The 24600-nt window shown below is 54.9% G+C and carries 23 protein-coding genes; 21 read left to right on the plus strand and 2 right to left on the minus strand.

The features are described 5' to 3' along the window. Positions 1–114: 114 nt before the first annotated feature. Positions 115–657, plus strand: a complete 543-nt coding sequence (gene seqA / locus EPE01S_RS19305; RefSeq protein ID WP_062748423.1) for a replication initiation negative regulator SeqA — start codon at positions 115–117, stop codon at positions 655–657. Between the two features lie 24 nt (positions 658–681). Beyond that, positions 682–2322: a phosphoglucomutase (alpha-D-glucose-1,6-bisphosphate-dependent) gene (gene pgm / locus EPE01S_RS19310; protein ID WP_062748425.1), complete on the plus strand. Its 1641-nt coding sequence runs from the start codon at positions 682–684 to the stop codon at positions 2320–2322. Between the two features lie 45 nt (positions 2323–2367). On the opposite strand, the gene kdpE is transcribed toward pgm, so the two are convergent. Continuing rightward, entirely contained in the window at positions 2368–3051 is a 684-nt protein-coding gene (gene kdpE / locus EPE01S_RS19315) for a two-component system response regulator KdpE (protein WP_062748427.1), read from the minus strand. Positions 3052–3339: 288 nt separating this feature from the next. On the opposite strand from kdpE, the gene EPE01S_RS19320 reads away from it, so the two are divergent. The 11 genes from EPE01S_RS19320 (at position 3340) to nei (ending at position 12553) form a co-directional block, all read left to right on the plus strand. Continuing rightward, on the plus strand, positions 3340–3546 hold the full coding sequence (locus EPE01S_RS19320) for a YbfA family protein (RefSeq protein WP_062748429.1): 207 nt from the start codon (positions 3340–3342) through the stop codon (positions 3544–3546). A gap of 121 nt (positions 3547–3667) precedes the next feature. Next, positions 3668–4627, plus strand: a complete 960-nt coding sequence (locus EPE01S_RS19325) for a YbgA family protein (RefSeq protein WP_062748432.1) — start codon at positions 3668–3670, stop codon at positions 4625–4627. A gap of 14 nt (positions 4628–4641) precedes the next feature. Next, on the plus strand, positions 4642–6075 hold the full coding sequence (gene phrB / locus EPE01S_RS19330; protein ID WP_062748434.1) for a deoxyribodipyrimidine photo-lyase: 1434 nt from the start codon (positions 4642–4644) through the stop codon (positions 6073–6075). A gap of 2 nt (positions 6076–6077) precedes the next feature. Then, a complete protein-coding gene (locus EPE01S_RS19335) occupies positions 6078–6821 on the plus strand; it encodes a type 2 GTP cyclohydrolase I (protein WP_062748436.1) in 744 nt (247 codons plus the stop codon). 178 nt (positions 6822–6999) lie between these two features. Next, entirely contained in the window at positions 7000–7656 is a 657-nt protein-coding gene (gene pxpB / locus EPE01S_RS19340; RefSeq protein ID WP_062748438.1) for a 5-oxoprolinase subunit PxpB, read from the plus strand. Next, positions 7650–8588, plus strand: a complete 939-nt coding sequence (gene pxpC, locus EPE01S_RS19345; protein ID WP_062748440.1) for a 5-oxoprolinase subunit PxpC — start codon at positions 7650–7652, stop codon at positions 8586–8588. Before pxpB ends, pxpC begins: the two co-directional genes overlap by 7 nt. Next, a complete protein-coding gene (pxpA, locus tag EPE01S_RS19350) occupies positions 8572–9309 on the plus strand; it encodes a 5-oxoprolinase subunit PxpA (RefSeq protein ID WP_062748442.1) in 738 nt (245 codons plus the stop codon). The genes pxpC and pxpA overlap by 17 nt, the downstream gene beginning before the upstream one ends. 67 nt (positions 9310–9376) lie before the next feature. Further along, a complete protein-coding gene (locus EPE01S_RS19355; protein ID WP_062748444.1) occupies positions 9377–10105 on the plus strand; it encodes a DUF969 domain-containing protein in 729 nt (242 codons plus the stop codon). Continuing rightward, the gene (locus tag EPE01S_RS19360) at positions 10105–11094 is read left to right on the plus strand and encodes a DUF979 domain-containing protein (RefSeq protein ID WP_062748446.1); all 990 of its coding nucleotides are present in this window, start codon (positions 10105–10107) and stop codon (positions 11092–11094) included. The genes EPE01S_RS19355 and EPE01S_RS19360 overlap by 1 nt, the downstream gene beginning before the upstream one ends. Positions 11095–11101: 7 nt before the next feature. Further along, positions 11102–11743: a pyroglutamyl-peptidase I gene (pcp, locus tag EPE01S_RS19365; RefSeq protein ID WP_062748447.1), complete on the plus strand. Its 642-nt coding sequence runs from the start codon at positions 11102–11104 to the stop codon at positions 11741–11743. An 18-nt stretch (positions 11744–11761) separates the two neighbouring features. Continuing rightward, complete coding sequence (nei, locus tag EPE01S_RS19370; RefSeq protein ID WP_062748448.1) at positions 11762–12553, plus strand: endonuclease VIII; 792 nt, start codon at positions 11762–11764, stop codon at positions 12551–12553. A gap of 95 nt (positions 12554–12648) precedes the next feature. Here nei and EPE01S_RS19375 read toward each other — a convergent pair whose 3' ends face one another. Continuing rightward, the gene (locus EPE01S_RS19375) at positions 12649–13929 is read right to left on the minus strand and encodes a citrate synthase (protein ID WP_062748449.1); all 1281 of its coding nucleotides are present in this window, start codon (positions 13927–13929) and stop codon (positions 12649–12651) included. Between the two features lie 629 nt (positions 13930–14558). Here EPE01S_RS19375 and sdhC point away from each other — a divergent pair. From sdhC to sucD, 8 genes are all read left to right on the plus strand, one after another. Then, the gene (gene sdhC, locus EPE01S_RS19380) at positions 14559–14948 is read left to right on the plus strand and encodes a succinate dehydrogenase cytochrome b556 subunit (protein ID WP_062748450.1); all 390 of its coding nucleotides are present in this window, start codon (positions 14559–14561) and stop codon (positions 14946–14948) included. Continuing rightward, positions 14942–15289, plus strand: a complete 348-nt coding sequence (sdhD, locus tag EPE01S_RS19385; protein ID WP_062748452.1) for a succinate dehydrogenase membrane anchor subunit — start codon at positions 14942–14944, stop codon at positions 15287–15289. The genes sdhC and sdhD overlap by 7 nt, the downstream gene beginning before the upstream one ends. Beyond that, the gene (gene sdhA / locus EPE01S_RS19390) at positions 15289–17055 is read left to right on the plus strand and encodes a succinate dehydrogenase flavoprotein subunit (protein ID WP_062748454.1); all 1767 of its coding nucleotides are present in this window, start codon (positions 15289–15291) and stop codon (positions 17053–17055) included. The genes sdhD and sdhA overlap by 1 nt, the downstream gene beginning before the upstream one ends. A 15-nt stretch (positions 17056–17070) precedes the next feature. After that, positions 17071–17787, plus strand: a complete 717-nt coding sequence (locus EPE01S_RS19395) for a succinate dehydrogenase iron-sulfur subunit (RefSeq protein WP_062748456.1) — start codon at positions 17071–17073, stop codon at positions 17785–17787. 229 nt (positions 17788–18016) lie between these two features. Then, complete coding sequence (gene sucA, locus EPE01S_RS19400) at positions 18017–20824, plus strand: 2-oxoglutarate dehydrogenase E1 component (RefSeq protein WP_062748458.1); 2808 nt, start codon at positions 18017–18019, stop codon at positions 20822–20824. Positions 20825–20837: 13 nt separating this feature from the next. Then, positions 20838–22058 (plus strand): 2-oxoglutarate dehydrogenase complex dihydrolipoyllysine-residue succinyltransferase, encoded by a 1221-nt coding sequence (gene odhB, locus EPE01S_RS19405; RefSeq protein WP_062748460.1) that lies wholly within the window; start codon positions 20838–20840, stop codon positions 22056–22058. A 90-nt stretch (positions 22059–22148) separates the two neighbouring features. Then, on the plus strand, positions 22149–23315 hold the full coding sequence (sucC, locus tag EPE01S_RS19410) for an ADP-forming succinate--CoA ligase subunit beta (RefSeq protein ID WP_062748462.1): 1167 nt from the start codon (positions 22149–22151) through the stop codon (positions 23313–23315). Continuing rightward, positions 23315–24187 carry a succinate--CoA ligase subunit alpha gene (gene sucD, locus EPE01S_RS19415; protein ID WP_062748464.1) on the plus strand — a complete coding sequence of 291 codons (873 nt, stop codon included), beginning with the start codon at positions 23315–23317 and terminating at the stop codon, positions 24185–24187. The genes sucC and sucD overlap by 1 nt, the downstream gene beginning before the upstream one ends. The last annotated feature ends 413 nt before the right edge of the window (positions 24188–24600 follow it).

A 24600-nucleotide genomic window follows, 5' to 3' on the forward strand; every position in this document is an offset into this window, starting at 1 on the left:
TAACTTTATAATCCTGATGTTAGAACTGGGCAGGCTAAACGCCGTGAGGGTGACGAGAGTCTTCGTCCCTGAGTAACCGGGTTCTGATACAAGCACTAACCGTACTGGATAAAGATGAAAACGATCGAAGTCGACGAAGAGCTATACCGCTATATTGCCAGCCACACTCAGCATATTGGTGAAAGTGCATCAGATATTTTGCGCCGGATGCTGAAATTCACCGCCGGTCAGACCATGTCAGCGGTATCCGCCTCTGCGATGGCAAAAGAGCCTGTTGCGGGTGGCATTAAAACGGAGTCCCGGCCGCAGGATCGCGTTCGCGCGGTGCGTGAGCTGTTGCTTTCGGACGAGTATGCCGAGCAGAAGCGGGCGGTAAATCGTTTCATGCTGATCCTGTCAACTTTATACAGTCTGGATGCCAAAGCGTTTGGTGCAGCGACTGAATCGCTGCAGGGTCGAACCCGCGTCTACTTCGCGGGTAACCAGCAAACGTTGGTAGAAAATGGCACCCATACGAAGCCTCAGCACGTTCCGGGCACACCGTACTGGGTGATAACCAACACAAATACTGACCGTAAGCGCAGCATGGTGGAACACATTATGCTGTCGATGCAGTTCCCGGTGGAACTGACAGAGAAAGTTTGCGGTACCCTCTAACTGAAGCGTCAGGGAGAAGCGCCAATGGCCAATCACCCCCGTGCCGGCCAACCAGCCCGGCAGAGCGATTTGATTAACGTTGCACAATTAACATCTCAGTATTATGTCCTGCAGCCTGAACTGGGTAACGCAGAACATGCGGTGAAATTTGGCACTTCCGGCCATCGCGGTAGCGCGGGCCGTCACAGCTTCAATGAGACTCACATTCTGGCTATCGCACAGGCGATCGCCGAAGAACGTAAAAAGAATGGTGTGACCGGTCCCTGCTACGTCGGCAAAGATACCCATGCGTTGTCTGAGCCGGCCATCATCTCGGTACTGGAAGTGCTGGCCGCTAACGGTGTGGATGTGATCGTACAGCAGGATAATGGCTACACGCCAACGCCGGCCATTTCCCATGCAATCCTCGAACACAACAAAGCCGGTGGTATTCAGGCAGACGGTATTGTGATCACGCCGTCGCACAACCCCCCGGAAGATGGCGGCATTAAATACAATCCGCCAAACGGCGGGCCTGCCGACACCAACGTGACAAAAGTTGTGGAAGATCGTGCTAACGCGTTGATCAAAGATGGCCTGAAAGACGTGAAACGCATTCCACTGGATCAGGCGTGGGCCAGCGGTCATCTGACTGAACAGGATCTGATTCAACCTTATATTGAAGGTCTGGCGTTGATCGTGGATATTCCGGCGATTCAGAAAGCAGGGCTGAAAATTGGCGTTGATCCGCTGGGCGGCTCAGGTATTGCCTACTGGCAGCGAATTGCGGAATTCTACAAGCTGGATCTGACCATCGTTAACGATGCGGTCGATCAGACTTTCCGCTTTATGCATCTCGACCACGACGGCGTGATCCGCATGGACTGCTCGTCTGAGTCGGCGATGGCGGGCCTGCTGGCGCTGCGCGACAAGTTCGATCTGGCCTTTGCCAATGATCCTGATTACGACCGTCACGGTATTGTGACGCCTGCAGGACTGATGAATCCAAACCACTATCTGGCGGTTGCGATCCAGTACCTGTTCCAGCACCGCCCACAGTGGGGTCAGGACGTTGCCGTGGGTAAAACCCTGGTGTCCAGCGCGATGATTGACCGCGTGGTTGACGATTTAGGGCGTAAACTGGTGGAAGTGCCGGTAGGCTTCAAATGGTTTGTCGACGGCCTGTTTGATGGCAGCTTTGGTTTTGGTGGTGAAGAAAGCGCAGGGGCTTCCTTCCTGCGTTTCGACGGCACACCATGGTCAACCGATAAAGACGGCATCATTATGTGCCTGTTGGCAGCCGAAATTACCGCGGTCACCGGCAAGAACCCACAGCAACACTACGATGAACTGGCTCAGCGTTTTGGTGCGCCAAGCTACAACCGTATCCAGGCACCGGCGACCTCGGCTCAGAAAGCCGCGCTGTCTAAGCTTTCCCCTGAAATGGTCAGCGCTGACACCCTGGCGGGCGATCCTATTACCGCGCGTCTGACGGCGGCGCCCGGGAACGGGGCATCCATTGGCGGTCTGAAAGTCATGACCAAAAATGGCTGGTTTGCTGCACGTCCTTCCGGTACGGAAGACGCTTATAAAATCTACTGCGAAAGCTTCCTTGGTGCTGAACACCGCGAGAAGATTGAGAAAGAGGCCGTAGAAATTGTCAGCGCCGTGCTGAAAAACGTCTGATTGCTCAGGCTGTGCATGAAAAGGGCTCACTGGTGAGCCCTTTTTTTATGGCATAAAACGGTAGCCCACGCCGGTCTCGGTTAGCAAATGCTGCGGGCGGGCGGGGTCACACTCCAGTTTCTGCCGCAGATGTCCCATATAGATACGCAGATAGTGGCTGTGCTCTACCGCATTCGGCCCCCAGACCTGAGTCAGCAACTGGCGCTGAGTCATCACTTTCCCCGGGTGATTAATGAGGCTGACCAGCAGGCGAAATTCAATCGGGGTCAAATGCAGATCTGCACCTTCACGCATCACACGGCGGGCGGCAATGTCCACCCTGATGCTGCCAAAATTGACCTCTGCGGCGGGCCCCTCATTTCCCGGTTGTGGACGGTGACGCATCGCCACCCGAACCCTGGCCAGCAGTTCGCCAACGCCGAAAGGTTTACTGAGGAAGTCATCCGCGCCGGCATCCAGAGCACTTATTTTATCCTGCTCATCGCTGCGCGCTGACAGCACAATCACCGGCATACTGCTCCACTGGCGTACTTCACGAATAAACTGCGTCCCATCGCCATCCGGCAGACCGAGATCAAGTATTACCAGCTCCGGTTTGCGTGTGGCGGCTTCAATGAGACCGCGACTCAGGGTGTCGGCATCGACCACGCGGAAACCTTCGCCCTCCAGTGCCACACGCAGAAAGCGGCGGATCTCTTTTTCATCTTCGACAATCAGGATGGTGGACACAAAACCTCAGCAGCTAACCAGAGTGGAGAGAGACGTCATGATAACAGCTGCTAATTTAGCAAAAAGTCAGCAGGGCGTCCGTGTTTGGCGACAATTCTCTGATGATGTTAATAAAGGGATCGGTATTGCAGTGGATATTTAACCAAACTGTAACCTTATTTCATTTTTCATACCAAGAATGATTTTTTTTTCGTCAAAAGTGGTCGGATCAGTAGTAAAATTACACCTCAGGGGGTATTATTTTGTTCAGATTACACACAGCCACTTTTATTCATCTCAGGAGGACGTATGAGTCTTTATCATAACTATTCATCTACTCGGATTTTCATGCGTCGCACTGCGGTGCTGTTGATCGGCATCGCTGCGCTGCCGATCATGCTGTTCCGCCACGATCGCGCCCGTTTCTACAGCTACCTGCACCGTGTCTGGGCGAAAACCAGCGATCAGCCAGTCTGGCTGGCACAGGCTGAAGCGGCCGGATGTGATTTCTACTGATTGTATTGAGAGCTATACCTCAAAAGCTGTTTAATCCCGCCGTCAGGCGGGTTTTTTTTGCCTGTTGCCCTGAGTTTACGCTACACTGAAATCTGTACAAGATATTTGAGGTTGTATAATTATGGGCGATAAAATTCCGGTTGGTATCAGTGCCTGTCTGTTAGGCGAAAAAGTCCGTTTTGACGGCGGCCATAAGCGCAATGAATTTGCGGCTGAACAACTGGCGCCCTTCCTGCGTTATGAACCGGCCTGTCCTGAAATGGGCATTGGCCTGCCCACGCCACGCCCTGCGTTGCGTCTGACAGAAGGGCCGGGAGAGAATGACATTTCCCTGTGCTTCAGTAACGGGCAGGAGGCACCGGTGACTGAAAAGATGGCCGTCTGGTCTCAGGAGAAAGTCAGCCGCCTGCGCCACCTCTGTGGTTATATCGTCTGTGCTAAATCGCCGAGCTGTGGAATGGAGCGGGTGCGGATTTATCAACCCGATAACAATAACAATCGCAAAGTGGGTATTGGTGTGTTCACCCGCGAGCTGATGGAACAGATGCCGTGGCTACCGGTGGAAGAAGATGGACGCCTGCATGATCCGCTGCTGCGTGAAAACTTCGTCGCCCGCGTTTATGCCCTGCATGAATTTAACCAGCTCTGGGCCAGTGGGCTGACACGCGCCAGGCTCGTCGCTTTCCATACGCGTTATAAGCTACTGCTGCTGGCGCACTCTCAGCCTGCCTACCGTGAAATTGGCCCCTTTGTCGCGAAGATGGATCAATGGGAGTCCCTGGAAGCCTTTGCGCTGGAATATCGCCAGCGCCTGATGGACCTGATGAAGAATGTCGCTTCACGCAGCAATCATACTAACGTGCTGATGCATGTTCAGGGCTACTTCCGTCGTGAGCTGACTTCGCCTCAGCGTCAGGAACTGGCCGGTCTGATCGACCATTATCGCCAGGGTATTCAGCCTTTACTGGCGCCCATCACTTTACTGAAACATTACATGGCGGAATTCCCGCATCCGTGGCTGGCCGGGCAGCGCTATTTCTCGCCTTATCCGGAAGCGCTGCGCCTGCGGTACGGACATTAATCTCAGGGAGCTTTATGACAACTCATCTGGTCTGGCTGCGCAATGACCTGCGTATTAATGACAACCACGCGCTTCATGCTGCCTGCCGCTCAGAGAATGCACGCGTTATTGCCCTGTTTATCGCCACGCCCGCTCAGTGGGCGTCGCATCATATGGCCCCGAAACAGGCGGAATATATCTGGCAAAGCCTGCTGGATGTACAGGCTTCGCTGGCGCAAAAAGGCATCCCTCTGTACAAAGCGGAATGTGATGATTTCAGTGCCTCCGTCTCTCTGCTGCAGGCCTTTTGCCGGGAACATAAAGTCGATCGCCTGTTTTATAACTATCAGTACGAAGTGCACGAACGTCAGCGCGACGCTGAGGTGGAACGCACGCTGTATAACGACGATATTATGGTTCAGGGATTTGACGACAGCCTGCTGCTGCCACCGGGCAGCGTGCTGACCGGCAGCCGCGAGATGTACAAAGTCTTTACGCCGTTCAGTAAGGCGTTTGTAAAACGTCTTAAGGAAGGACTGCCGGAGTGTCTGCCTGCGCCAGATGTCAGAAGCAGCGGGGCGATTGAGGTGGAAGACAGTAGCAAGTCGCGCTTTGATTATCCCTGTGAGGCAATTGATGCCGACCTGTTCCCGGTGGGAGAGAAAGCCGCCATTGCCCGCCTGCGCGCGTTTTGCCAGCAACCGGTCACCCTTTACCCGGAGCAGCGCGATCTGCCCGCCCTGGACGGTACCAGTCGTCTGTCGGTCTGTCTGGCGACAGGAGTACTGTCTCCGCGTCAGTGTCTGCACCGGCTGCTGAAGCAGCATCCCCAGGGGCTGGAGGATACGAAGGTCTTCGTCTGGTTGAATGAGTTGATCTGGCGCGAATTCTATCGTCATCTGCTGGTGGCTTACCCTGCGCTGTGCCGGCATCAGCCTTTTACTCAGTGGACGAAAGGCGTGAGATGGCGAGACGATCCGCAGGGACTGCAGGCATGGCAGGAAGGAAAAACCGGCTATCCGATTGTTGATGCCGCCATGCGCCAGCTGAACACGCTGGGCTGGATGCACAACCGCCTGCGCATGATCACCGCCAGTTTTCTGGTGAAAGATCTGCTGATCGACTGGCGGGAGGGCGAACGCTATTTTATGTCACAGCTGCTGGATGGCGATCTGGCCGCGAATAACGGTGGCTGGCAGTGGGCCGCGTCTACCGGTACCGATGCCGCCCCGTATTTCCGCATCTTTAACCCCACGACCCAGGGCGAGCGCTTTGACAAAAGTGGGCAATTCATCCGCTACTGGCTGCCTGAGCTGCGTAATGTACCGGAAAAATACATTCACCAGCCGCACGAGTGGGCAAAGAAAAATCATCAAAGTCTCGATTATCCTGCGCCGATCGTGGAACATAAACAGGCACGCCTGCAAACCCTGGCTGCCTTTGAGGCAGCACGAAAAAAGACGGACTGATTATGCTGAATACTGAACTCGAACAGCGTGTTAACCAACTCCTGAATACGGCGGACTTCAAAGACTATGCGCCTAATGGCCTGCAGGTTGAAGGCCGCAGCGAGATTAAAAAAGTGATTACGGGTGTAACCGCCTGCCAGGCGCTTCTTGATGAGGCCGTGCGTTTACAGGCGGATGCCGTACTGGTTCACCACGGCTATTTCTGGAAAAGCGAAGCGCCAGCGATTAAAGGGATGAAACGTCAGAGACTGAAAACCCTGCTGGCAAACGACATCAACCTCTTTGGCTGGCATCTTCCCCTGGACGGACACCCGGAGATCGGTAATAACGCCCAACTGGCGAAGCTGTTCGGCATTGAGGTGAAAGGGGAAATTGCACTGCTGTTGCCGTGGGGTGAACTGAAAGAGCCTGTTAGCGGCGACGTCTTTGCTCAACGGATCAGCGCGGCGCTGGGTCGTGAGCCGCTGCACTGTGGCGACAATGCGCCTGCCCTGATCCGACGGGTGGCCTGGTGCAGCGGTGGTGGCCAGGGGTATATCGATCAGGCCGCCGCATTTGGCGTGGATGCTTTTATCAGCGGTGAGGCGTCCGAGCAGACCATTCACAGCGCACGTGAGCAGGGCCTGCACTTCTTCGCCGCCGGCCATCACGCCACTGAGCGTGACGGAATCAAAGCGCTGGGCGAATGGCTCGCGCGTGAGCATGGCCTGGATGTCACCTTCATCGATATCAATAATCCTGTCTGACCCTTCCTGCCTGTCAGCGCCCGGAGAAATCCGTGCGCTGAAGGTTGACTCCGTTATAACAATTCCGCATAACTGTCTGTCATATTTGCAATAAGTCCGATTTGTGACCTGCTGGCGGTCGTCATACCGCGGCGGATCGAGAGGATATTGCCCATTTTCGGCTTTGAGGAGACGCCTTTTGCAACGAGCACGTTGTTACCTGTTAGGCGATCGGGCTGTGGTGCTGGAGCTTGAACCGCCGGTATCACTCGCCAGCCAGCAACGTATCTGGGGACTGACACAACGATTACAGGATCGCCCTGAAGTGATCGAGGTTGTGCCGGGGATGAATAATATCACCGTGATGCTGCGCGATCCGCAGCAGACCGCGCTGGATGCGATTGAATGGCTGCAGCAGTGGTGGGAAACCAGTGAATCTCTGCAGCTGGAATCGCGACTGATAGACATCCCGGTGGTTTATGGTGGACAGGGCGGCCCCGACCTTGATGAGGTGGCGCATCACAGCGGCCTGAGTCCGTCGCAGGTGGTGGCCTGCCATACGTCGGTAGATTACGTTGTCTACTTTATCGGTTTTCAGCCGGGTTTCCCCTATCTCGGCGGGCTGGATGAGCGGCTACATACTCCGCGCCGTGCTGAACCCCGCGTGCAGGTGCCGGCAGGATCGGTGGGTATTGGCGGCAGCCAGACCGGCGTGTATCCACTGGCGGCCCCGGGCGGCTGGCAGCTGATCGGTCATACGCGCACCGCACTGTTTACCCCCGACACCCATCCCCCGGTGCTCCTGCGCCCTGGCGATCGCGTGCGTTTTGTGCCGCAGAAGGAGGGCATATGTTAACGATTATTCGTGCCGGGATGAGCACCAGCATTCAGGACGGCGGCAGGGTAGGCTGGCGAAAATATGGCATCAGCCTCAGCGGTGTACTGGATCATCCCGCGATGCAGACCGCCAATATGCTGGTGGGCAATGCGCCTGACAGTGCGGTGCTGGAGATCACCCTGGGCCAGTTTTGTGCAGAATTCAGGCGCGATGGCTGGCTGGCTCTGACGGGGGCAGGCTGTCATGCCGAACTTGACGGAAAACCCGTCTGGACGGGGTGGCGGACCGCGGTGAAAGCGGGGCAGCGTCTGACGTTAAGCCTGCCGCAGCGTGGCATGCGCAGCTACCTGGCGGTCGATGGCGGATATATTATTGACGACAGACTGGGTTCTGACAGTACCGATCTTAAAGCCGGGTTTGGGGGGTTTGCCGGACGGAGTCTGGCTGATGGCGATCAGCTGCCGCTGGGTCAACCGTCGCGGCAGTTTCATCAGACGGCAGGCGTCCGTCAGCTGCTGTGGGGCAATCGCGTGCGTGCGCTGCCCGGGCCGGAATACCACGAGTTCAGCGAAGAGAGCCAGGAAGCCTTCTGGCGCACGGCCTGGCGATTGAATCCGCAAAGTAACCGCATGGGATATCGTCTGCAGGGGCGAAAGCTGCTGCGTGATACCTCCCGCGATCTGCTGTCACACGGTTTGCTACCCGGCGTGGTGCAGGTTCCGCCAAACGGTCAGCCGATTGTGCTGATGGCCGATGCACAAACGACCGGAGGTTATCCCCGTATCGCCTGCGTGATCGAAGCCGATCTCTATCATCTGGCTCAACTGCGCCTCGGTGAGCCGGTTCATTTTGTTCACTGCACACTGGAAGAGGCGTTGCTGGCTAAGCGTGAGCAGCAGCGTTCACTGGATCACATGGCCTGGGGGTTAGAGAATGAAAGTCGATCTTAATGCCGATCTCGGTGAAGGTGCAGGCAACGATCTGGCGCTGTTACAACTGGTTTCATCGGCGAACATCGCCTGTGGTTTCCACGCAGGGGATGCACAGACCATGTTGCAGTCCGTGCGTTGGGCGCTGGAGTATGGCGTCGCGATTGGTGCGCATCCCAGCTTCCCGGACCGTGAAAATTTTGGCCGTACGGCAATGCAGCTGCCGCCGGAAACGGTGTATGCCCAGGTGGTTTATCAGATTGGTGCACTGAAAGCGTTGGCTGAAAGCGAAGGAGGCCGACTGGTTCATGTTAAACCACATGGCATGCTGTATAACCAGGCCGCGGTTGATACGCTGCTGGCCCAGGCCATAGCCAAAGCCGTTAAAGCGGTCGACCCGGCGCTGGTGCTGGTCGGGCTGGCGAACAGCGAACTGATCCGTGCCGGTGAACATTATGGACTGGCCACCCGACAGGAGGTCTTTGCCGATCGGGGGTATCAGCCTGATGGTTCACTGATACCCCGGGGTCAGCCCGGTGCGCTGGTGGACAGCGATCGGCAGGCGATTAGCCAGACGCTGGCCATGATCCAGCAGGGCCAGGTGCAGAGCCTGAGCGGTGAATGGGTGAAGGTTCAGGCTGATACGGTGTGTCTGCACGGCGATGGTGCCCATGCCCTTGATTTTGCCCGTCAGCTGCGCCAGGCATTCAGCCAGCAGCACATCGCTGTTACCTGCCGCTAACGCGGCTCTCTGTGATGACGCCCCGACACGATGTTGGGGCGTTTTTTTCTGTTTTTAAGGAGTCTTTATGGACGCTGTCGTTAATCTCTGGCCCCTTGCGGGGATCGCCGCCATCGTGGTCGGGTTTTTACTGCGGTTTAACCCGGTGATTGTGGTCGTCGTTGCCGGGTTAATCACCGGACTGACGGCCCAGATGCCTGTAGCGGATATTCTGGAAAAACTCGGTTCCGGGTTTCTTAATACCCGTAATCTGCCATTTATTCTTTTACTTCCTCTGGCCATCATTGGCCTGCTGGAGCGCAACGGATTGAAAGAGCGTGCTCAGGCCTGGATCGCCCGTATTCGCAGTGCGACTGCCGGACGGCTGATGATTGTCTATCTGCTGGCGCGTGAGATCACCGCGGCGCTGGGGTTGACGAGTCTGGGGGGACACCCGCAGATGGTGCGCCCGCTGCTGGCACCCATGGCCGAAGGGGCGGCGGAAAGTCGCTATGGCGAACTGCCTCCGGCGGTGCGCTATCGTCTGCGTGCTATGGCAGCCGCGACCGATAACGTCGGGCTGTTTTTTGGCGAGGATATTTTTGTTGCCTTTGGTGCCATTATCTTTATGCATAACTTTATGCAGGAGTCGGCAGGAATACAGACCGAACCGTTGCATATTGCTCTCTGGGGCATTCCCACCGCGCTGTGCGCATTTTTAATTCATGCCGTGCGGCTGCACCGTCTGGATAAAACCCTGGCGAATGAACTGAGCAGGCTCAATGCCAGTGCGCTGCAACAGAAGGAGGGCCGCTGATGTTTGAGCAAAATTATCTGTACTGGCTGGCGGGTACCATTCTGCTGGGGGTTGCGCTGATGTCCTGGCGTGACAAAAGTAACCCGCGCCGTCTGACGACCGGATTGTTCTGGGCACTGTATGGCCTGGTGTTCTTTATCGGTGAATGGACGACCGATCTGGTCAGCGCACGTACGCTGCACATTGGTATCGGTGTGGGTGTGGTGGTGATGGCGCTGATTGCCGGTTTTGGCGGCGTGAAGCTGGGAAGCTACTCACAGCGAACCCCGGAGCAACGCACAGAACGGGCGGAACGTCTGGGAAATCGCCTGTTTATGCCCGCGCTGATTATTCCCGTTGTCACGGTGATTGGCGTGCTGATCTTCAACAATATTCCGGCACTTCAGCAGGCGGTGTTTGGAGCGGGCAATCATGCCACGCTGATCACCTTGTTTTCCATGACGGTGGGTTGTCTGCTGGCCTGGCTGCTGGCGCTGAAGATCACGCGCGAATCGCCGGGGCAGTCTCTGCAGGAAGCACGCCGCCTGCTTGACTCGATTGGCTGGGCATTTATTTTGCCGCAGATCCTGGCGACGCTGGGCCTGCTGTTTACCAGCGCGGGTGTGGGGACGGCGATTTCCCACCTGACCGAAACGTATCTGGCCGTAGACAATCGCTTTATTGCGGTGGTGCTTTACGCTGGCGGCATGGCGCTCCTGACCATGGTAATGGGCAATGCGTTTGCGGCCTTCCCGATTGTGACCGCCGGTATCGGCATCCCCATTCTGGTCTTACAGCACCACGGTAACCCGGCGGTGATGGCGGCGATCGGCATGTTCTGCGGTTACTGCGGCACGCTGATGACGCCGATGGCGGCAAATTTCAATATCGTGCCTGCCAGGCTGCTGGAACTGCCGGATCGCAACGCGGTGATCAAAGCGCAGATCCCGACCGGTGTGCTACTGTTGATTGCCAATATATTCCTTTTGTATTTCCTGATGTTTTTGTGAGGGAACGATGAAAACAGTACTGATCACGGGCTTCGAGCCCTTTGATGGTGAACGTATCAATCCTTCCTGGGAGGCGGTCAGCCAGCTGCACGACCGCCTTATCGGCAATGCTAAAGTGATTGCCCTGCAGTTACCCTGTGTTTTCGGTGCCTCGCTTGAGGTCCTGTATAGCGCGATAGAGAAGGTGAAGCCTGATATTGTTATCGCCGTAGGGCAGGCCGGTGGCCGCAGTGAAATCAGCGTTGAACGTGTGGCAATCAACATCGATGATGCCCGTATTCCGGATAATGTGGGAAAGCAGCCGATCGATGAACCGGTCGTCGAGCAGGGGGCCGCCGCATATTTTTCAACGCTGCCCATTAAATCCATGGTGGCCGGGATCCGTGAGGCTGGCATCCCGGCGTCAGTGTCGCAGACCGCCGGGACGTTCGTCTGTAATCATGTGATGTATGGTCTGTTGCATCATCTGCGCCGTCGCAAAACGCGCAGCGGATTTATTCATATTCCCTGGCTACCTGAACAGGCCATTCACCATCCCGGGGCACCCAGTATGTCGCTGGCGATGGTCACGCTGGCTCTGGAGATGGCCATTAGCATCGCTCTGGCAGTCGAAGAGGATATCCGGCTGGAAGGTGGAGCCACGCACTGACAGAAAGGGAAAATCGTTATGCCAGAAGGTCCTGAGATCCGCCGTGCCGCAGACCGGCTGGAAGAGGCTATAAAGGGTAAAGTGCTGACCGACGTGTGGTTTGCCTTTCCGGCGCTGCAAACCTACCAGCAGGCGCTGGTAGGGGAGCGCGTGATCGCTATTGAGACCCGGGGGAAAGCGCTGTTAACCCACTTTTCTAATGGTCTGACACTGTACAGCCATAACCAGCTGTACGGCGTCTGGCGCGTAGTGAAAACGGGCACTGAACCGGTCAGTAAGCGACAGCTGCGCGTGCGGCTGGCGGCGAAAGATAAAACGCTGCTGCTGTTCAGCGCCTCCGAGATCGAACTGCTCAATGCCGAAGGCGTGGCAAGCCATCCTTTTCTGCAAAAGATCGGACCGGATGTGCTGGATATGTCACTGACCGAAGCCGAAGTGCGCGAGCGTCTGCTGTCACCGCGTTTCCGCCGTCGCCAGTTTAGTGCGCTGTTGCTGGATCAGACGTTTCTTGCCGGGCTGGGCAACTATCTGCGCGTGGAAATCCTCTGGCAGGCAAAGCTCGCCCCCCAACATAAAGCGGAAGGGTTAACCAGTGAGCAGATCGATGTGCTGGTCACGGCATTGCTGGCGCTACCGCGACTCTCCTACCAGACGCGGGGGCAGGGGGGGGAGAACCATCACCATGGCGCTCTGTTCAGCTTTAAAGTGTTTCACCGTGCCGGGCAGGCATGTGAACGCTGCGGCACTACGATTGAACGAACCCTGCTGTCATCGCGGCCCTTTTACTGGTGCCCCGGTTGCCAGACGTAAAAAATTAAGGGCCGATCAACAAGCGATCGGCCCTTACGTTTACGCGCTCTGTCATGGCACGAGCGGGCCTGATGTTCCGGCCCGTCCGTTAACAGTTACTTGATTTTAGAGCTGAAATCACGCTGGTCATAGCCAGTGTAAAGCTGGCGTGGACGGGCAATTTTCACACCGTCGTCATGCATTTCTTTCCAGTGGGCAATCCAGCCTACAGTACGCGCCATCGCAAAGATCACGGTAAACATAGACGATGGAATACCCATCGCTTTCAGAATGATGCCGGAATAGAAGTCAACGTTTGGATAGAGTTTACGCTCAATGAAGTACGGGTCGTTCAGCGCAATATGCTCCAGCTCCATGGCCACTTCCAGCAGGTCATCTTTCATGCCCAGCTCTTTCAGCACTTCGTGGCAGGTTTCACGCATCACTGTGGCACGGGGATCGTAGTTTTTGTAAACGCGGTGGCCAAAGCCCATCAGACGGAATGAATCGTTTTTGTCTTTCGCGCGGCGCAGGAACTCAGGAATATGTTCCACGGTACTGATCTCTTCCAGCATCCGCAGACAGGCTTCGTTTGCACCCCCATGCGCTGGCCCCCACAGGGAGGCGATACCGGCCGCGATACAGGCAAAGGGATTCGCACCCGAAGAACCTGCGGTACGGACGGTTGACGTCGATGCGTTCTGCTCATGGTCGGCGTGCAGGATCAGAATACGGTCCATCGCACGTTCCAGCACCGGGTTCACCACATACTCTTCGCAAGGCGTAGAGAACATCATATGCAGGAAGTTACCGGCATAGGAGAGATCGTTGCGCGGATAAGCGAACGGCTGACCGATGGAGTATTTGTAGCACATCGCGGCCATCGTCGGCATTTTAGACAGCAGACGGAAAGCTGCAATCTCACGATGACGCTCAATATTGACGTCCATTGCGTCATGATAGAAGGCGGCCAGCGCACCGGTCACACCGCACATAACGGCCATTGGATGCGAATCACGGCGGAAGCCGCGGAACAGATGATGGATCTGTTCGTGCAGCATGGTATGACGTGTCACCGTGGTTTTAAATTCTTCGAACTCTTTTGCTGTTGGTGCTTCACCGTTCAACAAAATGTAACAAACTTCCAGATAGTTTGAGTGCAACGCCAACTGGTCAATCGGGAAACCCCGGTGCAGCAGAATGCCTTCATCACCATCGATATAGGTAATTTTCGATTCGCAGGACGCAGTAGAAGTAAAGCCAGGGTCAAAGGTAAAATACCCCTTAGAACCCAGATTACGGACGTCAATCTCTTCCGGACCCAATGTACCTTTCAGCACATCAAGCTCAATTGGATCTTCGCCATCCAGGGTTAGCGTTGCTTTTTTATCAGCCATTTACAGTCTCCTTAGCGCCTTATTTAGGGATCTTTATCACCGGGAAATATCTTTCCCAGCCTTGTGCCTGGCGCAGAAGGTCATCAACTCTGTGGCATCTTTTTACGTGCAGGGTACAGAGTGACGGGCGCGTGCGGGCCGGGATGACATCATCCTGATGCGTAATATGGTTGTGTAAAGATCCGGTCTGGTGATGACTTATGCTAGCGTCAATACCCGATGCTTTATGGGTAATCCCAACCAATGTTACATAACTTGTGCTTAGGGGAAAGTGTATCCCCATAACTTTTGAGTATCATAGAACTTTTATCCGTCCGTTTGTAACAAGAATGTTGAACTTTTGTCAAATCAGATAATTAAAAATGTATGAAATATGAAAACCGTGAGGCTGATCACTGTTCCGCTGAAATGTGACCAAAGAGTTTGTAGGGGAATTGTAATGAGTTTGTGAACCCCCTATACTGCGCCCAGGTCTCCGGAAATACCCTGCAGTAGGAGCCACCCAGCGTTTCATACGCGTCGTTTTTGACACTGGACGTTGTAGTTTTGGTGCCTGGCGCGAATGCTTGCCTTATTAACGCTGTCTGACCCGCCTTCAGGACCGGAGGAAGCAAAATAAGAAAGGCTGTGTGGGCAAAATCGTGAAAAAACAAAGACCTGTCAATTTGGATCTCAGTACGATCCGGTTTCCCTTAACCGCAATTGCGTCCATTCTCCACCGCGTTTCCGGCGTGATCACTTTCGTGTCGATCGGGATTCTGCTCTGGTTACTGGGTCTGTCGCTTTCCTCTCCCGAAGGTTTCCTTCAGGCTGCTGCCGTAATGGATAGCTTTATCGCCAAATTTATCATGTGGGGCATCTTAACCGCACTGGCATACCATATCGCTGGCGGTATTCGCCATATGATGATGGACTTTGGCTTCCTCGGCGAAACCTTAGAAACTGGCAAGCTTTCAGCGCAAATTGCGTTCGGTATCACTGTCGTGCTCTCAATTCTGGCTGGAGTCCTCGTATGGTAAGCAACGCTTCTGCACTGGGTCGCAATGGCATCCATGACTGGCTGTTGCTGCGTGCTGCCGCTATGGTGATGACCCTCTATGTAATTTATCTCCTCGGCTTTATCGTGATGTCAGGGACCCTGACCTATGACATCTGGCGCGGATTCTTCTCATCTTCCTTTACGAAAGTGTTCACCCTTCTGACGCTGTTCTCCATTCTGGTGCACGGCTGGATTGGGATGTGGCAGGTACTGACAGACTACATTAAACCACTGGCGTTGCGCATGATGCTGCAGCTGGTGATTGTGGTCGCGTTGTTAGTGTATGCAATTTATGGAACTGTCGTAGTGTGGGGTGTGTAATGAGTTTGCCAGTCAGAGAATTTGACGCCGTGGTGATCGGCGCCGGCGGTGCGGGTATGCGCGCTGCCTTACAGATTTCCCAATCGGGCCAGACCTGTGCCCTGTTGTCTAAAGTTTTCCCGACCCGTTCCCATACCGTGTCTGCGCAGGGCGGTATCACTGTCGCACTGGGCAATACCCACGACGACAACTGGGAATGGCACATGTATGACACGGTGAAAGGTTCCGACTATATCGGTGACCAGGACGCCATTGAATATATGTGTAAAACCGGACCGGAAGCGGTGACCGAATTAGAGCATATGGGACTGCCCTTCTCCCGTCTGGATGATGGCCGCATCTATCAGCGTCCGTTCGGTGGCCAGTCCAAAAACTTCGGTGGTGAGCAGGCGGCAAGAACCGCGGCCGCGGCTGACCGTACGGGGCATGCGTTGCTGCATACGCTCTATCAGCAGAACCTGAAGAACAAAACCACGATCTTCTCTGAATGGTATGCGCTGGATTTGGTCAAAAATGCGGACGGTGCCATTGTCGGTTGTACCGCGCTGAACATTGAAGATGGTGAAGTGGTCTACTTTAAAGCCCGAGCCACGGTGCTGGCGACAGGCGGAGCCGGACGTATTTATCAGTCAACCACTAACGCCCATATTTGTACCGGTGACGGTGTGGGCATGGCGCTGCGTGCGGGTGTCCCGGTGCAGGATATGGAAATGTGGCAGTTCCACCCAACTGGCATTGCCGGTGCGGGTGTGCTGGTCACGGAAGGGTGCCGTGGCGAAGGGGGTTACCTGCTGAACAAGCACGGTGAACGCTTTATGGAGCGTTACGCGCCAAATGCGAAAGATCTTGCAGGCCGCGATGTTGTCGCCCGTTCAATGATGATTGAAATCCGTGAAGGCCGTGGATGTGAAGGCCCTTGGGGTCCGCACATCAAACTGAAACTGGATCACCTCGGTAAAGACGTGCTGGAGTCCCGTCTGCCGGGCATTCTGGAACTGTCGCGTACCTTTGCCCACGTTGATCCGGTGAAAGAGCCAATTCCGGTAATCCCAACCTGCCACTATATGATGGGGGGGATCCCAACGCGGGTGACCGGTCAGGCGCTGACCGTTAACGAGCAGGGGCAGGATACTGTGGTGCCTGGCCTGTTTGCCGTCGGTGAAATTGCCTGCGTATCGGTCCACGGTTCTAACCGACTGGGCGGTAACTCGCTGCTTGACCTGGTGGTGTTCGGCCGTGCGGCGGGCCTGCATTTGCAGGAGTCGATTAACGAGCAGGGCACACTGCGTGACGCCACCGAAGAAGAGATTGACGCTTCGCTGGCGCGTCTGAACCGCTGGAACAATAACGTGACGGGTGAAGATCCGGCTGAACTGCGTAAAGCCCTGCAGACCTGCATGCAGCATAACTTCTCGGTCTTCCGTGAAGGTGATGCAATGGCGAAAGGCCTGGCCGAGCTGAAAGTGCTGCGTGAACGTCTGAAAAACGCCCGACTCGACGATCGTTCCCCGGACTTCAATACGCAGCGTATTGAGTGCCTGGAACTGGACAACCTGATGGAAACGGCGTACGCCACTGCCGTTGCCGCTAACTTCCGTACCGAGAGCCGTGGAGCTCACAGCCGTTTCGACTATCCTGAACGTGACGATGCAAACTGGTTATGTCACAGCGTGTATCTGCCGCAAAGTGAAAGCATGACGCGCCGTGAGGTGAACATGCAGCCGAAACTGCGTGCGGCCTTCCCGCCGAAAGCACGTACTTACTAGTTTGCGGAGATAAACATGAGACTCGAATTTTCCATCTATCGTTACAACCCGGAAGTCGATGATGCTCCGCGTATGCAGGAATACACGCTGGAGTCAGAAGACGGCCGTGACATGATGCTGCTGGACGCGCTGATGCGTCTGAAAGAGAAAGACCCGACGTTAGCATTTCGCCGTTCCTGCCGTGAGGGCGTATGTGGTTCTGACGGCCTGAACATGAACGGAAAGAACGGTCTTGCCTGTATTACCCCAGTCTCTGCTTTGGGGAACGGTAAACAGAAAATTGTCATCCGCCCGCTGCCCGGTTTACCGGTGATCCGCGATTTGGTGGTGGACATGGGCCAGTTCTATGCTCAGTATGAGAAGATTAAGCCTTACCTGTTGAATAATGGGCAAAAACCGCCAGCAAGAGAGCACCTTCAGGAACCCGAACAGCGTGAAAAACTGGATGGCCTGTACGAGTGTATCCTGTGTGCCTGCTGCTCCACCTCATGCCCGTCATTCTGGTGGAATCCGGACAAATTTATCGGTCCGGCAGGCCTGCTTGCCGCTTACCGCTTCCTGATTGACAGCCGCGATACGGAAACCGATGCGCGCCTCGACAATCTGAATGATGCTTTCAGCGTATTCCGCTGTCACAGCATCATGAACTGTGTGAGCGTATGTCCGAAAGGGCTGAACCCAACGCGCGCCATCGGCCATATTAAGTCGATGCTGCTGCAGCGGGGCGCGTAATAGTGATGTCCGGGAGCCTGAGGGTTCCCGGCGTTTTACCAGGTCATCTTTGTAAGGTGTTTTCGGCAGAGCGATGTTGCCGGAAACCCTTTGCAAAGGTTCCCTTACGGGCCGGTCGCTCGTAACGAAGAACCGTACCACGGTAAGCCGTTAACGCGGCGCGGGACTTGCAAAGGTTCCATTACAACCACGGCGAAAAAAAAAGCACAAATATGCTTAAGGGATCACAATGCAGAACAGCGCGATGAAACCCTGGCTGGACTCCTCCTGGCTGGCCGGCGCGAACCAGTCCTACATAGAACAGCTCTATGAGGACTTCTTAACCGATCCTGACTCTGTTGATGTGGCCTGGAAATCTCTTTTCCAAGAGCTTCCTGGCACTGGGGTTAGACCTGAGCAATTCCACTCCACCACTCGCGAGTACTTCCGCCGCCTGGCGAAAGATGCATCGCGCTATACCGCCTCCGTTAGCGATCCTGAAACTAATGCCAAACAGGTCAAGGTACTGCAGCTGATCAACGCCTTCCGTTTTCGCGGGCATCAGCAGGCAAACCTCGATCCGTTAGGACTGTGGAAGCAGGAGGCGGTGCCCGATCTCGACCCGGCCTACCATGGTCTGAGCGAAGCCGATTTCCAGGAAAGTTTCAATGTAGGTTCCTTTGCCATTGGCAAAGACACGCTGAAGCTGGCGGATCTGTTTGCCGCTCTGCAACAAACCTATTGCGGTTCGATCGGTGCGGAATATATGCACATGACCAACACCGAAGAGAAACGTTGGATCCAACAGCGTCTGGAATCGGCGGTAGGGCAGGCTTCTTATTCTGTTGAAGAGAAGAAGGGCTTCCTCAAACAGCTGACTGCCGCAGAAGGTCTGGAGCGCTACCTTGGGGCAAAATTCCCTGGGGCAAAACGTTTCTCACTGGAAGGCGGTGATGCGCTGGTGCCGATGCTGAACGAGATGATCCGTCATGCCGGTAAGAGCGGTACGCGCGAAGTGGTGCTGGGAATGGCGCACCGTGGCCGTCTTAACGTGCTGATCAACGTGTTGGGGAAAAAACCTCAAGACCTGTTTGACGAATTCGCTGGTAAGCATAAAGAGCATCTCGGCACCGGCGATGTGAAGTACCACATGGGCTTCTCATCAGATGTGGAAACCGAAGGCGGCATGGTTCACCTTGCGCTGGCGTTTAACCCTTCTCATCTTGAAATTGTCAGCCCGGTGGTAATGGGGTCAGTACGTGCCCGTCTTGACCGCCTGGATGAACCTGCCAGCAATAAAGTCTTGCCGATCACCATCCATGGTGATGCTGCGGTTATCGGCCAGGGCGTGGTGCAGGAAACCCTGAACATGTCTCAGGCGCGCGGTTATGAAGTGGGCGGTACCGTGCGTATCGTGATCAATAATCAGATCGGCTTTACCACATCTAACCCTAAAGATGCGCGTTCAACGCAGTACTGTACTGACATCGGAAAAATGGTGCTGGCCCCGATCTTCCACGTTAATGCGGACGATCCGGAAGCCGTTGCCTTTGTGACCCGCCTGGCGTTGGATTTCCGTAACACCTTTAAACGCGACGTGTTTATTGACCTGGTCTGTTATCGCCGTCATGGCCATAACGAAGCGGATGAGCCAAGCGCCACGCAGCCTGTCATGTACCAGAAAATCAAGAAACACCCGACGCCGCGTAAATTGTATGCTGACAAGCTGGAAGCCGAACAGGTCGCCAGCCTGGAAGATGCCACGGAAATGGTCAACCTTTACCGTGATGCGCTGGATGCCGGTGAATGTGTCGTGCCGGAATGGCGTCCAATGAGCCTGCATTCGTTCACCTGGTCACCGTATCTGAACCACGACTGGGATGAAGGCTATCCGGAATCTATCGAACTGAAGCGCTTGCAGGAACTGGCAAAACGCATCAGTACGGTACCAGAGTCAGTCGAAATGCAGTCGCGTGTCGCGAAGATTTACAACGACCGCGCAGAAATGGCTGCAGGTAATAAACCGTTTGACTGGGGCGCTGCAGAGAACCTGGCTTACGCCACGCTGGTGGATGAAGGCATTCCATGCCGTCTTTCCGGCGAGGATATGGGGCGCGGCACCTTCTTCCACCGCCACGCGGTTATCCATAATCAGGCGAATGGTTCAACCTATACCCCATTGCAGCACGTGCACAACGGTCAGGGTACCTTCAAGGTCTGGGACTCCGTCCTGTCGGAAGAAGCGGTACTGGCATTTGAATACGGCTATGCCACGGCAGAACCGCGTACCCTGACTATCTGGGAAGCGCAGTTTGGTGACTTTGCTAACGGCGCGCAGGTGGTGATTGACCAGTTCATCAGCTCCGGCGAGCAGAAATGGGGCCGTATGTGTGGCCTGGTAATGCTCCTGCCGCACGGCTACGAAGGTCAGGGCCCTGAGCACTCCTCAGCGCGTCTGGAACGTTATCTGCAGCTTTGTGCTGAACAAAACATGCAGGTTTGCGTGCCTTCGACGCCAGCGCAGGTTTACCACATGCTGCGTCGTCAGGCGCTGCGCGGTATGCGTCGTCCGCTGGTGGTCATGTCACCGAAGTCACTGTTACGTCATCCGCAGGCCGTATCTTCACTCGAAGAGCTGGCAAGTGGCACGTTCCAGCCTGCGATTGGTGAGATCGACGATCTTGATCCGAAAGGGGTCAAACGCGTCGTGCTCTGTTCCGGTAAGGTCTACTACGATCTGCTGGATAAACGTCGTAAAAACGAACAAACCGATGTCGCGATCGTGCGTATTGAGCAGTTATATCCCTTCCCGCATAAAGCGGTGCAGGATGTTCTGCAACAGTATTCTCACGTGCATGATTTTGTCTGGTGTCAGGAAGAACCCCTGAACCAGGGCGCATGGTATTGCAGCCAGCATCACTTCCGCGAAGTCGTGCCGTTTGGGGCTTCATTACGTTATGCCGGTCGCCCTGCATCCGCATCCCCGGCAGTTGGCTATATGTCCGTTCACCAGCAGCAGCAGCAAGATCTGGTTAATGACGCGCTGAACGTTGAATAATTAAGGAAAAAGAATGAGTAGCGTAGATATCGTTGTTCCTGACCTGCCTGAGTCCGTGGCTGATGCCACTGTAGCAACCTGGCACAAAAAACCTGGCGACAGCGTCAAGCGTGACGAAGTGCTGGTAGAAATTGAAACCGATAAAGTGATCCTGGAAGTCCCTGCCTCCACGGATGGCGTACTGGAAGCGATCCTGGAAGAAGAGGGCGCAACCGTCGTTTCCCGTCAGGCACTCGGTCGACTGAAAGAAGGCAACAGCGGCGGCAAAGAAACCTCTGCTAAAGCTGAAGCCAATGAGTCTACTCCGGCACAGCGTCAGAGCGCCTCCCTGGAAGAAGAAAGTAATGATGCTCTCAGCCCGGCAATTCGTCGCCTGATCGCTGAACATAACCTCGACGCGGCAGCCATCAAAGGCACCGGTGTTGGCGGTCGTCTGACCCGTGAAGATGTTGAAAAACACCTGGCGAAAGCGCCAGCTAAAGCGGCAGAGACTAAGCCGGCCCCTGCGGCGACAGCGGCCCCATCGCTGGGTAACCGCAGCGAGAAGCGTGTACCAATGACCCGCCTGCGTAAGCGCGTGGCTGAACGCTTGCTGGAAGCCAAAAACAGCACGGCGATGCTGACGACCTTTAACGAAGTTAACATGCAGCCGATCATGGCACTGCGTAAGCAGTACGGTGATGCCTTCGAGAAACGTCATGGTGTGCGTCTGGGCTTTATGTCCTTCTACATCAAAGCGGTAGTAGAAGCGCTGAAACGCTATCCGGAAGTCAACGCCTCAATTGATGGCGAAGAAGTGGTTTACCACAACTACTTTGACGTCAGTATCGCGGTTTCCACGCCACGTGGCCTGGTGACCCCGGTATTAAAAGATGTGGATGCCTTAAGCATGGCTGACATCGAGAAGAAGATTAAAGAGCTGGCGGTGAAAGGGCGTGACGGCAAGCTGACCGTTGACGAACTGACCGGTGGTAACTTCACCATCACCAACGGTGGTGTGTTCGGTTCTCTGATGTCCACTCCGATCATCAACCCACCGCAGAGTGCGATCCTGGGGATGCATGCCATCAAAGATCGCCCGATGGCGGTCAATGGTCAGGTCGTTATTCAGCCAATGATGTATCTGGCCCTCTCTTACGATCACCGTCTGATCGATGGACGCGAATCAGTAGGTTATCTGGTGGCGATTAAAGAGCTGCTGGAAGATCCAGCACGTCTGCTGCTGGATGTCTAACTCCCTGAGCACGGCGTCACGCCGTGCTCAACCCTATGAGTAGCCGCCTCTGGCAGCTAAATCTTTTCAGACCTGAATGGATAGAACATCATGAACTTACACGAATATCAGGCAAAACAGTTGTTTGCACGGTATGGTTTACCGGCACCAACCGGTTATGCCTGCACCACGCCACGCGAAGCAGAAGAAGCCGCCTCTAAGATTGGTGCCGGCCCGTGGGTAGTGAAATGTCAGGTTCATGCCGGTGGCCGCGGTAAAGCGGGCGGTGTGAAAGTGGTTAACAGCAAAGAAGAGATCCGTGCTTTTGCTGAGAACTGGCTGGGCAAGCGTCTGGTGACCTACCAGACTGACGCACATGGTCAGCCGGTTAACCAGATTCTGGTTGAGTCTGCGACTGATATTGACCAGGAGCTCTACCTGGGCGCGGTGGTTGACCGTGGCACCCGTCGTGTCGTCTTTATGGCGTCAACCGAAGGCGGCGTGGAAATTGAAAAAGTGGCGGAAGAAACCCCGCACCTGATCCACAAAATGGCGCTGGATCCCCTGACCGGGCCACAGCCTTACCAGGGCCGTGAGCTGGCGTTTAAACTGGGTCTGACCGGTAAGCAGGTTGGCCAGTTTACTAAGATCTTTATGGGTCTGGCGACGCTGTTCCTGGAGCGCGACCTGGCACTGGTTGAGATTAACCCGCTGGTGATAACCAAGCAGGGCGACCTGGTCTGCCTGGACGGTAAACTGACGGCAGATGGCAACGCACTGTTCCGCCAGCCTGAGCTGCGCGAAATGCGTGATCCAAGCCAGGAAGACTCCCGTGAAGCTCACGCTGCACAGTGGGAACTGAACTATGTGGCGCTGGAAGGGAACATCGGTTGCATGGTCAACGGTGCCGGTCTGGCGATGGGTACGATGGACATCGTGAAACTCAGCGGTGGCCAGCCAGCTAACTTCCTTGATGTTGGTGGCGGTGCGACTAAAGAACGTGTTACCGAAGCCTTTAAAATCATCCTGTCTGATGATGCGGTGAAAGCCGTATTCGTTAACATCTTCGGCGGTATCGTACGCTGCGACCTGATTGCTGACGGCATCATCGGTGCAGTAGAAGAAGTGGGCGTTAACGTGCCGGTGGTCGTGCGTCTGGAAGGGAACAATGCCGAGCTGGGTGCCAAAAAACTGGCAGACAGCGGCCTGAATATTATTGCAGCAACCAGCCTGAGCGATGCGGCGCACCGTGTTGTTGCCGCAGCGGAGGGTAAATAATGTCTATTCTGATTGATAAAAACACCAAAGTTATCTGCCAGGGCTTCACCGGTGGTCAGGGTACCTTCCACTCCGAGCAGGCTTTAGCCTACGGTACGCAGCTGGTTGGGGGCGTGACCCCAGGCAAAGGCGGAACGGAGCATCTGGGTCTGCCCGTGTTCAACACCGTGCGTGAAGCGGTAGAAGCCACCGGGGCGACAGCCTCAGTCATCTATGTACCAGCCCCGTTCTGTAAAGACGGTATTCTGGAAGCGATTGAAGCGGGTATCAAGCTGATCATCACCATCACCGAAGGTATCCCGACACTGGATATGCTGACAGTGAAAGTTAAGCTGGATGAAGCTGGCGTGCGTATGATTGGTCCAAACTGCCCGGGTGTGATTACCCCTGGCGCCTGTAAGATTGGGATCATGCCTGGCCATATTCACCAGCCAGGCCGTATCGGTATCGTTTCCCGTTCCGGTACGCTGACTTATGAAGCGGTTAAGCAGACCACTGACATCGGTTACGGTCAGTCTACCTGCGTCGGCATCGGCGGTGACCCGATCCCGGGTTCAAACTTCATCGACATCCTTAAGCTGTTCCAGGATGATCCGCAGACCGAAGCCATTGTCATGATCGGTGAAATCGGTGGCAGCGCAGAAGAAGAAGCGGCTGCGTTCATCAAAGAGTATGTAACCAAGCCAGTGGTGGGTTACATTGCGGGCGTAACTGCGCCTAAAGGCAAACGTATGGGCCACGCCGGCGCCATCATTGCGGGTGGTAAAGGCACGGCAGACGAGAAGTTCGCTGCGCTGGAAGCGGCAGGCGTGAAAACGGTGCGCAGTCTGGCTGACATCGGTGAAGCGGTGAAAGCGGTACTTCCACAGTAACGTTGTCTGTCGTTGTACGGAATGAACAATCAAGGCCACCTTCGGGTGGCCTTTTTTTTCACCGCTGTCCCACTCATTTCTGATGACAAAAATTTGCGTTAAATTATTATTAAATATCGCGGGCGTTATTTAACGTTAATTTCTTTTTTTATTGTTTATATATTTTAACCTTCATCGTGATAATACACACAAACCTTTAACAAACTGGTGTTGCTACCACAGGAGATGAGATCTAAATATTAATTTAGATCAAGAAAAGCAGAGTTATTTATTGGGTATATTACTGGCGTATTTTTGCTTTTTTAGTTTAAATTGCGCCACATCAAATTCAGGTAAAGTCCCTGTTAGATTGAAAATTGATACTCCCTGCTAAAAATAATACTGACGTCACAAAACCCCTTTAAACCTGTGTG

The sequence above is a fragment of the Erwinia persicina NBRC 102418 genome, from assembly GCF_001571305.1.
Lineage (GTDB): Bacteria > Pseudomonadota > Gammaproteobacteria > Enterobacterales > Enterobacteriaceae > Erwinia > Erwinia persicina.

Excerpts from the sequence above, each read along its gene's own strand:
- phrB (WP_062748434.1), top strand. The coding sequence starts at position 4,642 with ATGACAACTCATCTGGTCTGGCTGCGCAATGACCTGCGTATTAATGAC.
- seqA (WP_062748423.1), top strand. The coding sequence starts at position 115 with ATGAAAACGATCGAAGTCGACGAAGAGCTATACCGCTATATTGCCAGC.
- EPE01S_RS19355 (WP_062748444.1), top strand. The coding sequence starts at position 9,377 with ATGGACGCTGTCGTTAATCTCTGGCCCCTTGCGGGGATCGCCGCCATC.
- sdhA (WP_062748454.1), top strand. The coding sequence starts at position 15,289 with ATGAGTTTGCCAGTCAGAGAATTTGACGCCGTGGTGATCGGCGCCGGC.
- EPE01S_RS19360 (WP_062748446.1), top strand. The coding sequence starts at position 10,105 with ATGTTTGAGCAAAATTATCTGTACTGGCTGGCGGGTACCATTCTGCTG.
- sucD (WP_062748464.1), top strand. The coding sequence starts at position 23,315 with ATGTCTATTCTGATTGATAAAAACACCAAAGTTATCTGCCAGGGCTTC.
- EPE01S_RS19375 (WP_062748449.1), bottom strand. The coding sequence starts at position 13,929 with ATGGCTGATAAAAAAGCAACGCTAACCCTGGATGGCGAAGATCCAATT.
- pgm (WP_062748425.1), top strand. The coding sequence starts at position 682 with ATGGCCAATCACCCCCGTGCCGGCCAACCAGCCCGGCAGAGCGATTTG.
- pcp (WP_062748447.1), top strand. The coding sequence starts at position 11,102 with ATGAAAACAGTACTGATCACGGGCTTCGAGCCCTTTGATGGTGAACGT.
- sdhD (WP_062748452.1), top strand. The coding sequence starts at position 14,942 with ATGGTAAGCAACGCTTCTGCACTGGGTCGCAATGGCATCCATGACTGG.
- EPE01S_RS19320 (WP_062748429.1), top strand. The coding sequence starts at position 3,340 with ATGAGTCTTTATCATAACTATTCATCTACTCGGATTTTCATGCGTCGC.
- odhB (WP_062748460.1), top strand. The coding sequence starts at position 20,838 with ATGAGTAGCGTAGATATCGTTGTTCCTGACCTGCCTGAGTCCGTGGCT.
- EPE01S_RS19325 (WP_062748432.1), top strand. The coding sequence starts at position 3,668 with ATGGGCGATAAAATTCCGGTTGGTATCAGTGCCTGTCTGTTAGGCGAA.
- EPE01S_RS19335 (WP_062748436.1), top strand. The coding sequence starts at position 6,078 with ATGCTGAATACTGAACTCGAACAGCGTGTTAACCAACTCCTGAATACG.
- sucC (WP_062748462.1), top strand. The coding sequence starts at position 22,149 with ATGAACTTACACGAATATCAGGCAAAACAGTTGTTTGCACGGTATGGT.
- sucA (WP_062748458.1), top strand. The coding sequence starts at position 18,017 with ATGCAGAACAGCGCGATGAAACCCTGGCTGGACTCCTCCTGGCTGGCC.
- pxpA (WP_062748442.1), top strand. The coding sequence starts at position 8,572 with ATGAAAGTCGATCTTAATGCCGATCTCGGTGAAGGTGCAGGCAACGAT.
- EPE01S_RS19395 (WP_062748456.1), top strand. The coding sequence starts at position 17,071 with ATGAGACTCGAATTTTCCATCTATCGTTACAACCCGGAAGTCGATGAT.
- nei (WP_062748448.1), top strand. The coding sequence starts at position 11,762 with ATGCCAGAAGGTCCTGAGATCCGCCGTGCCGCAGACCGGCTGGAAGAG.
- pxpC (WP_062748440.1), top strand. The coding sequence starts at position 7,650 with ATGTTAACGATTATTCGTGCCGGGATGAGCACCAGCATTCAGGACGGC.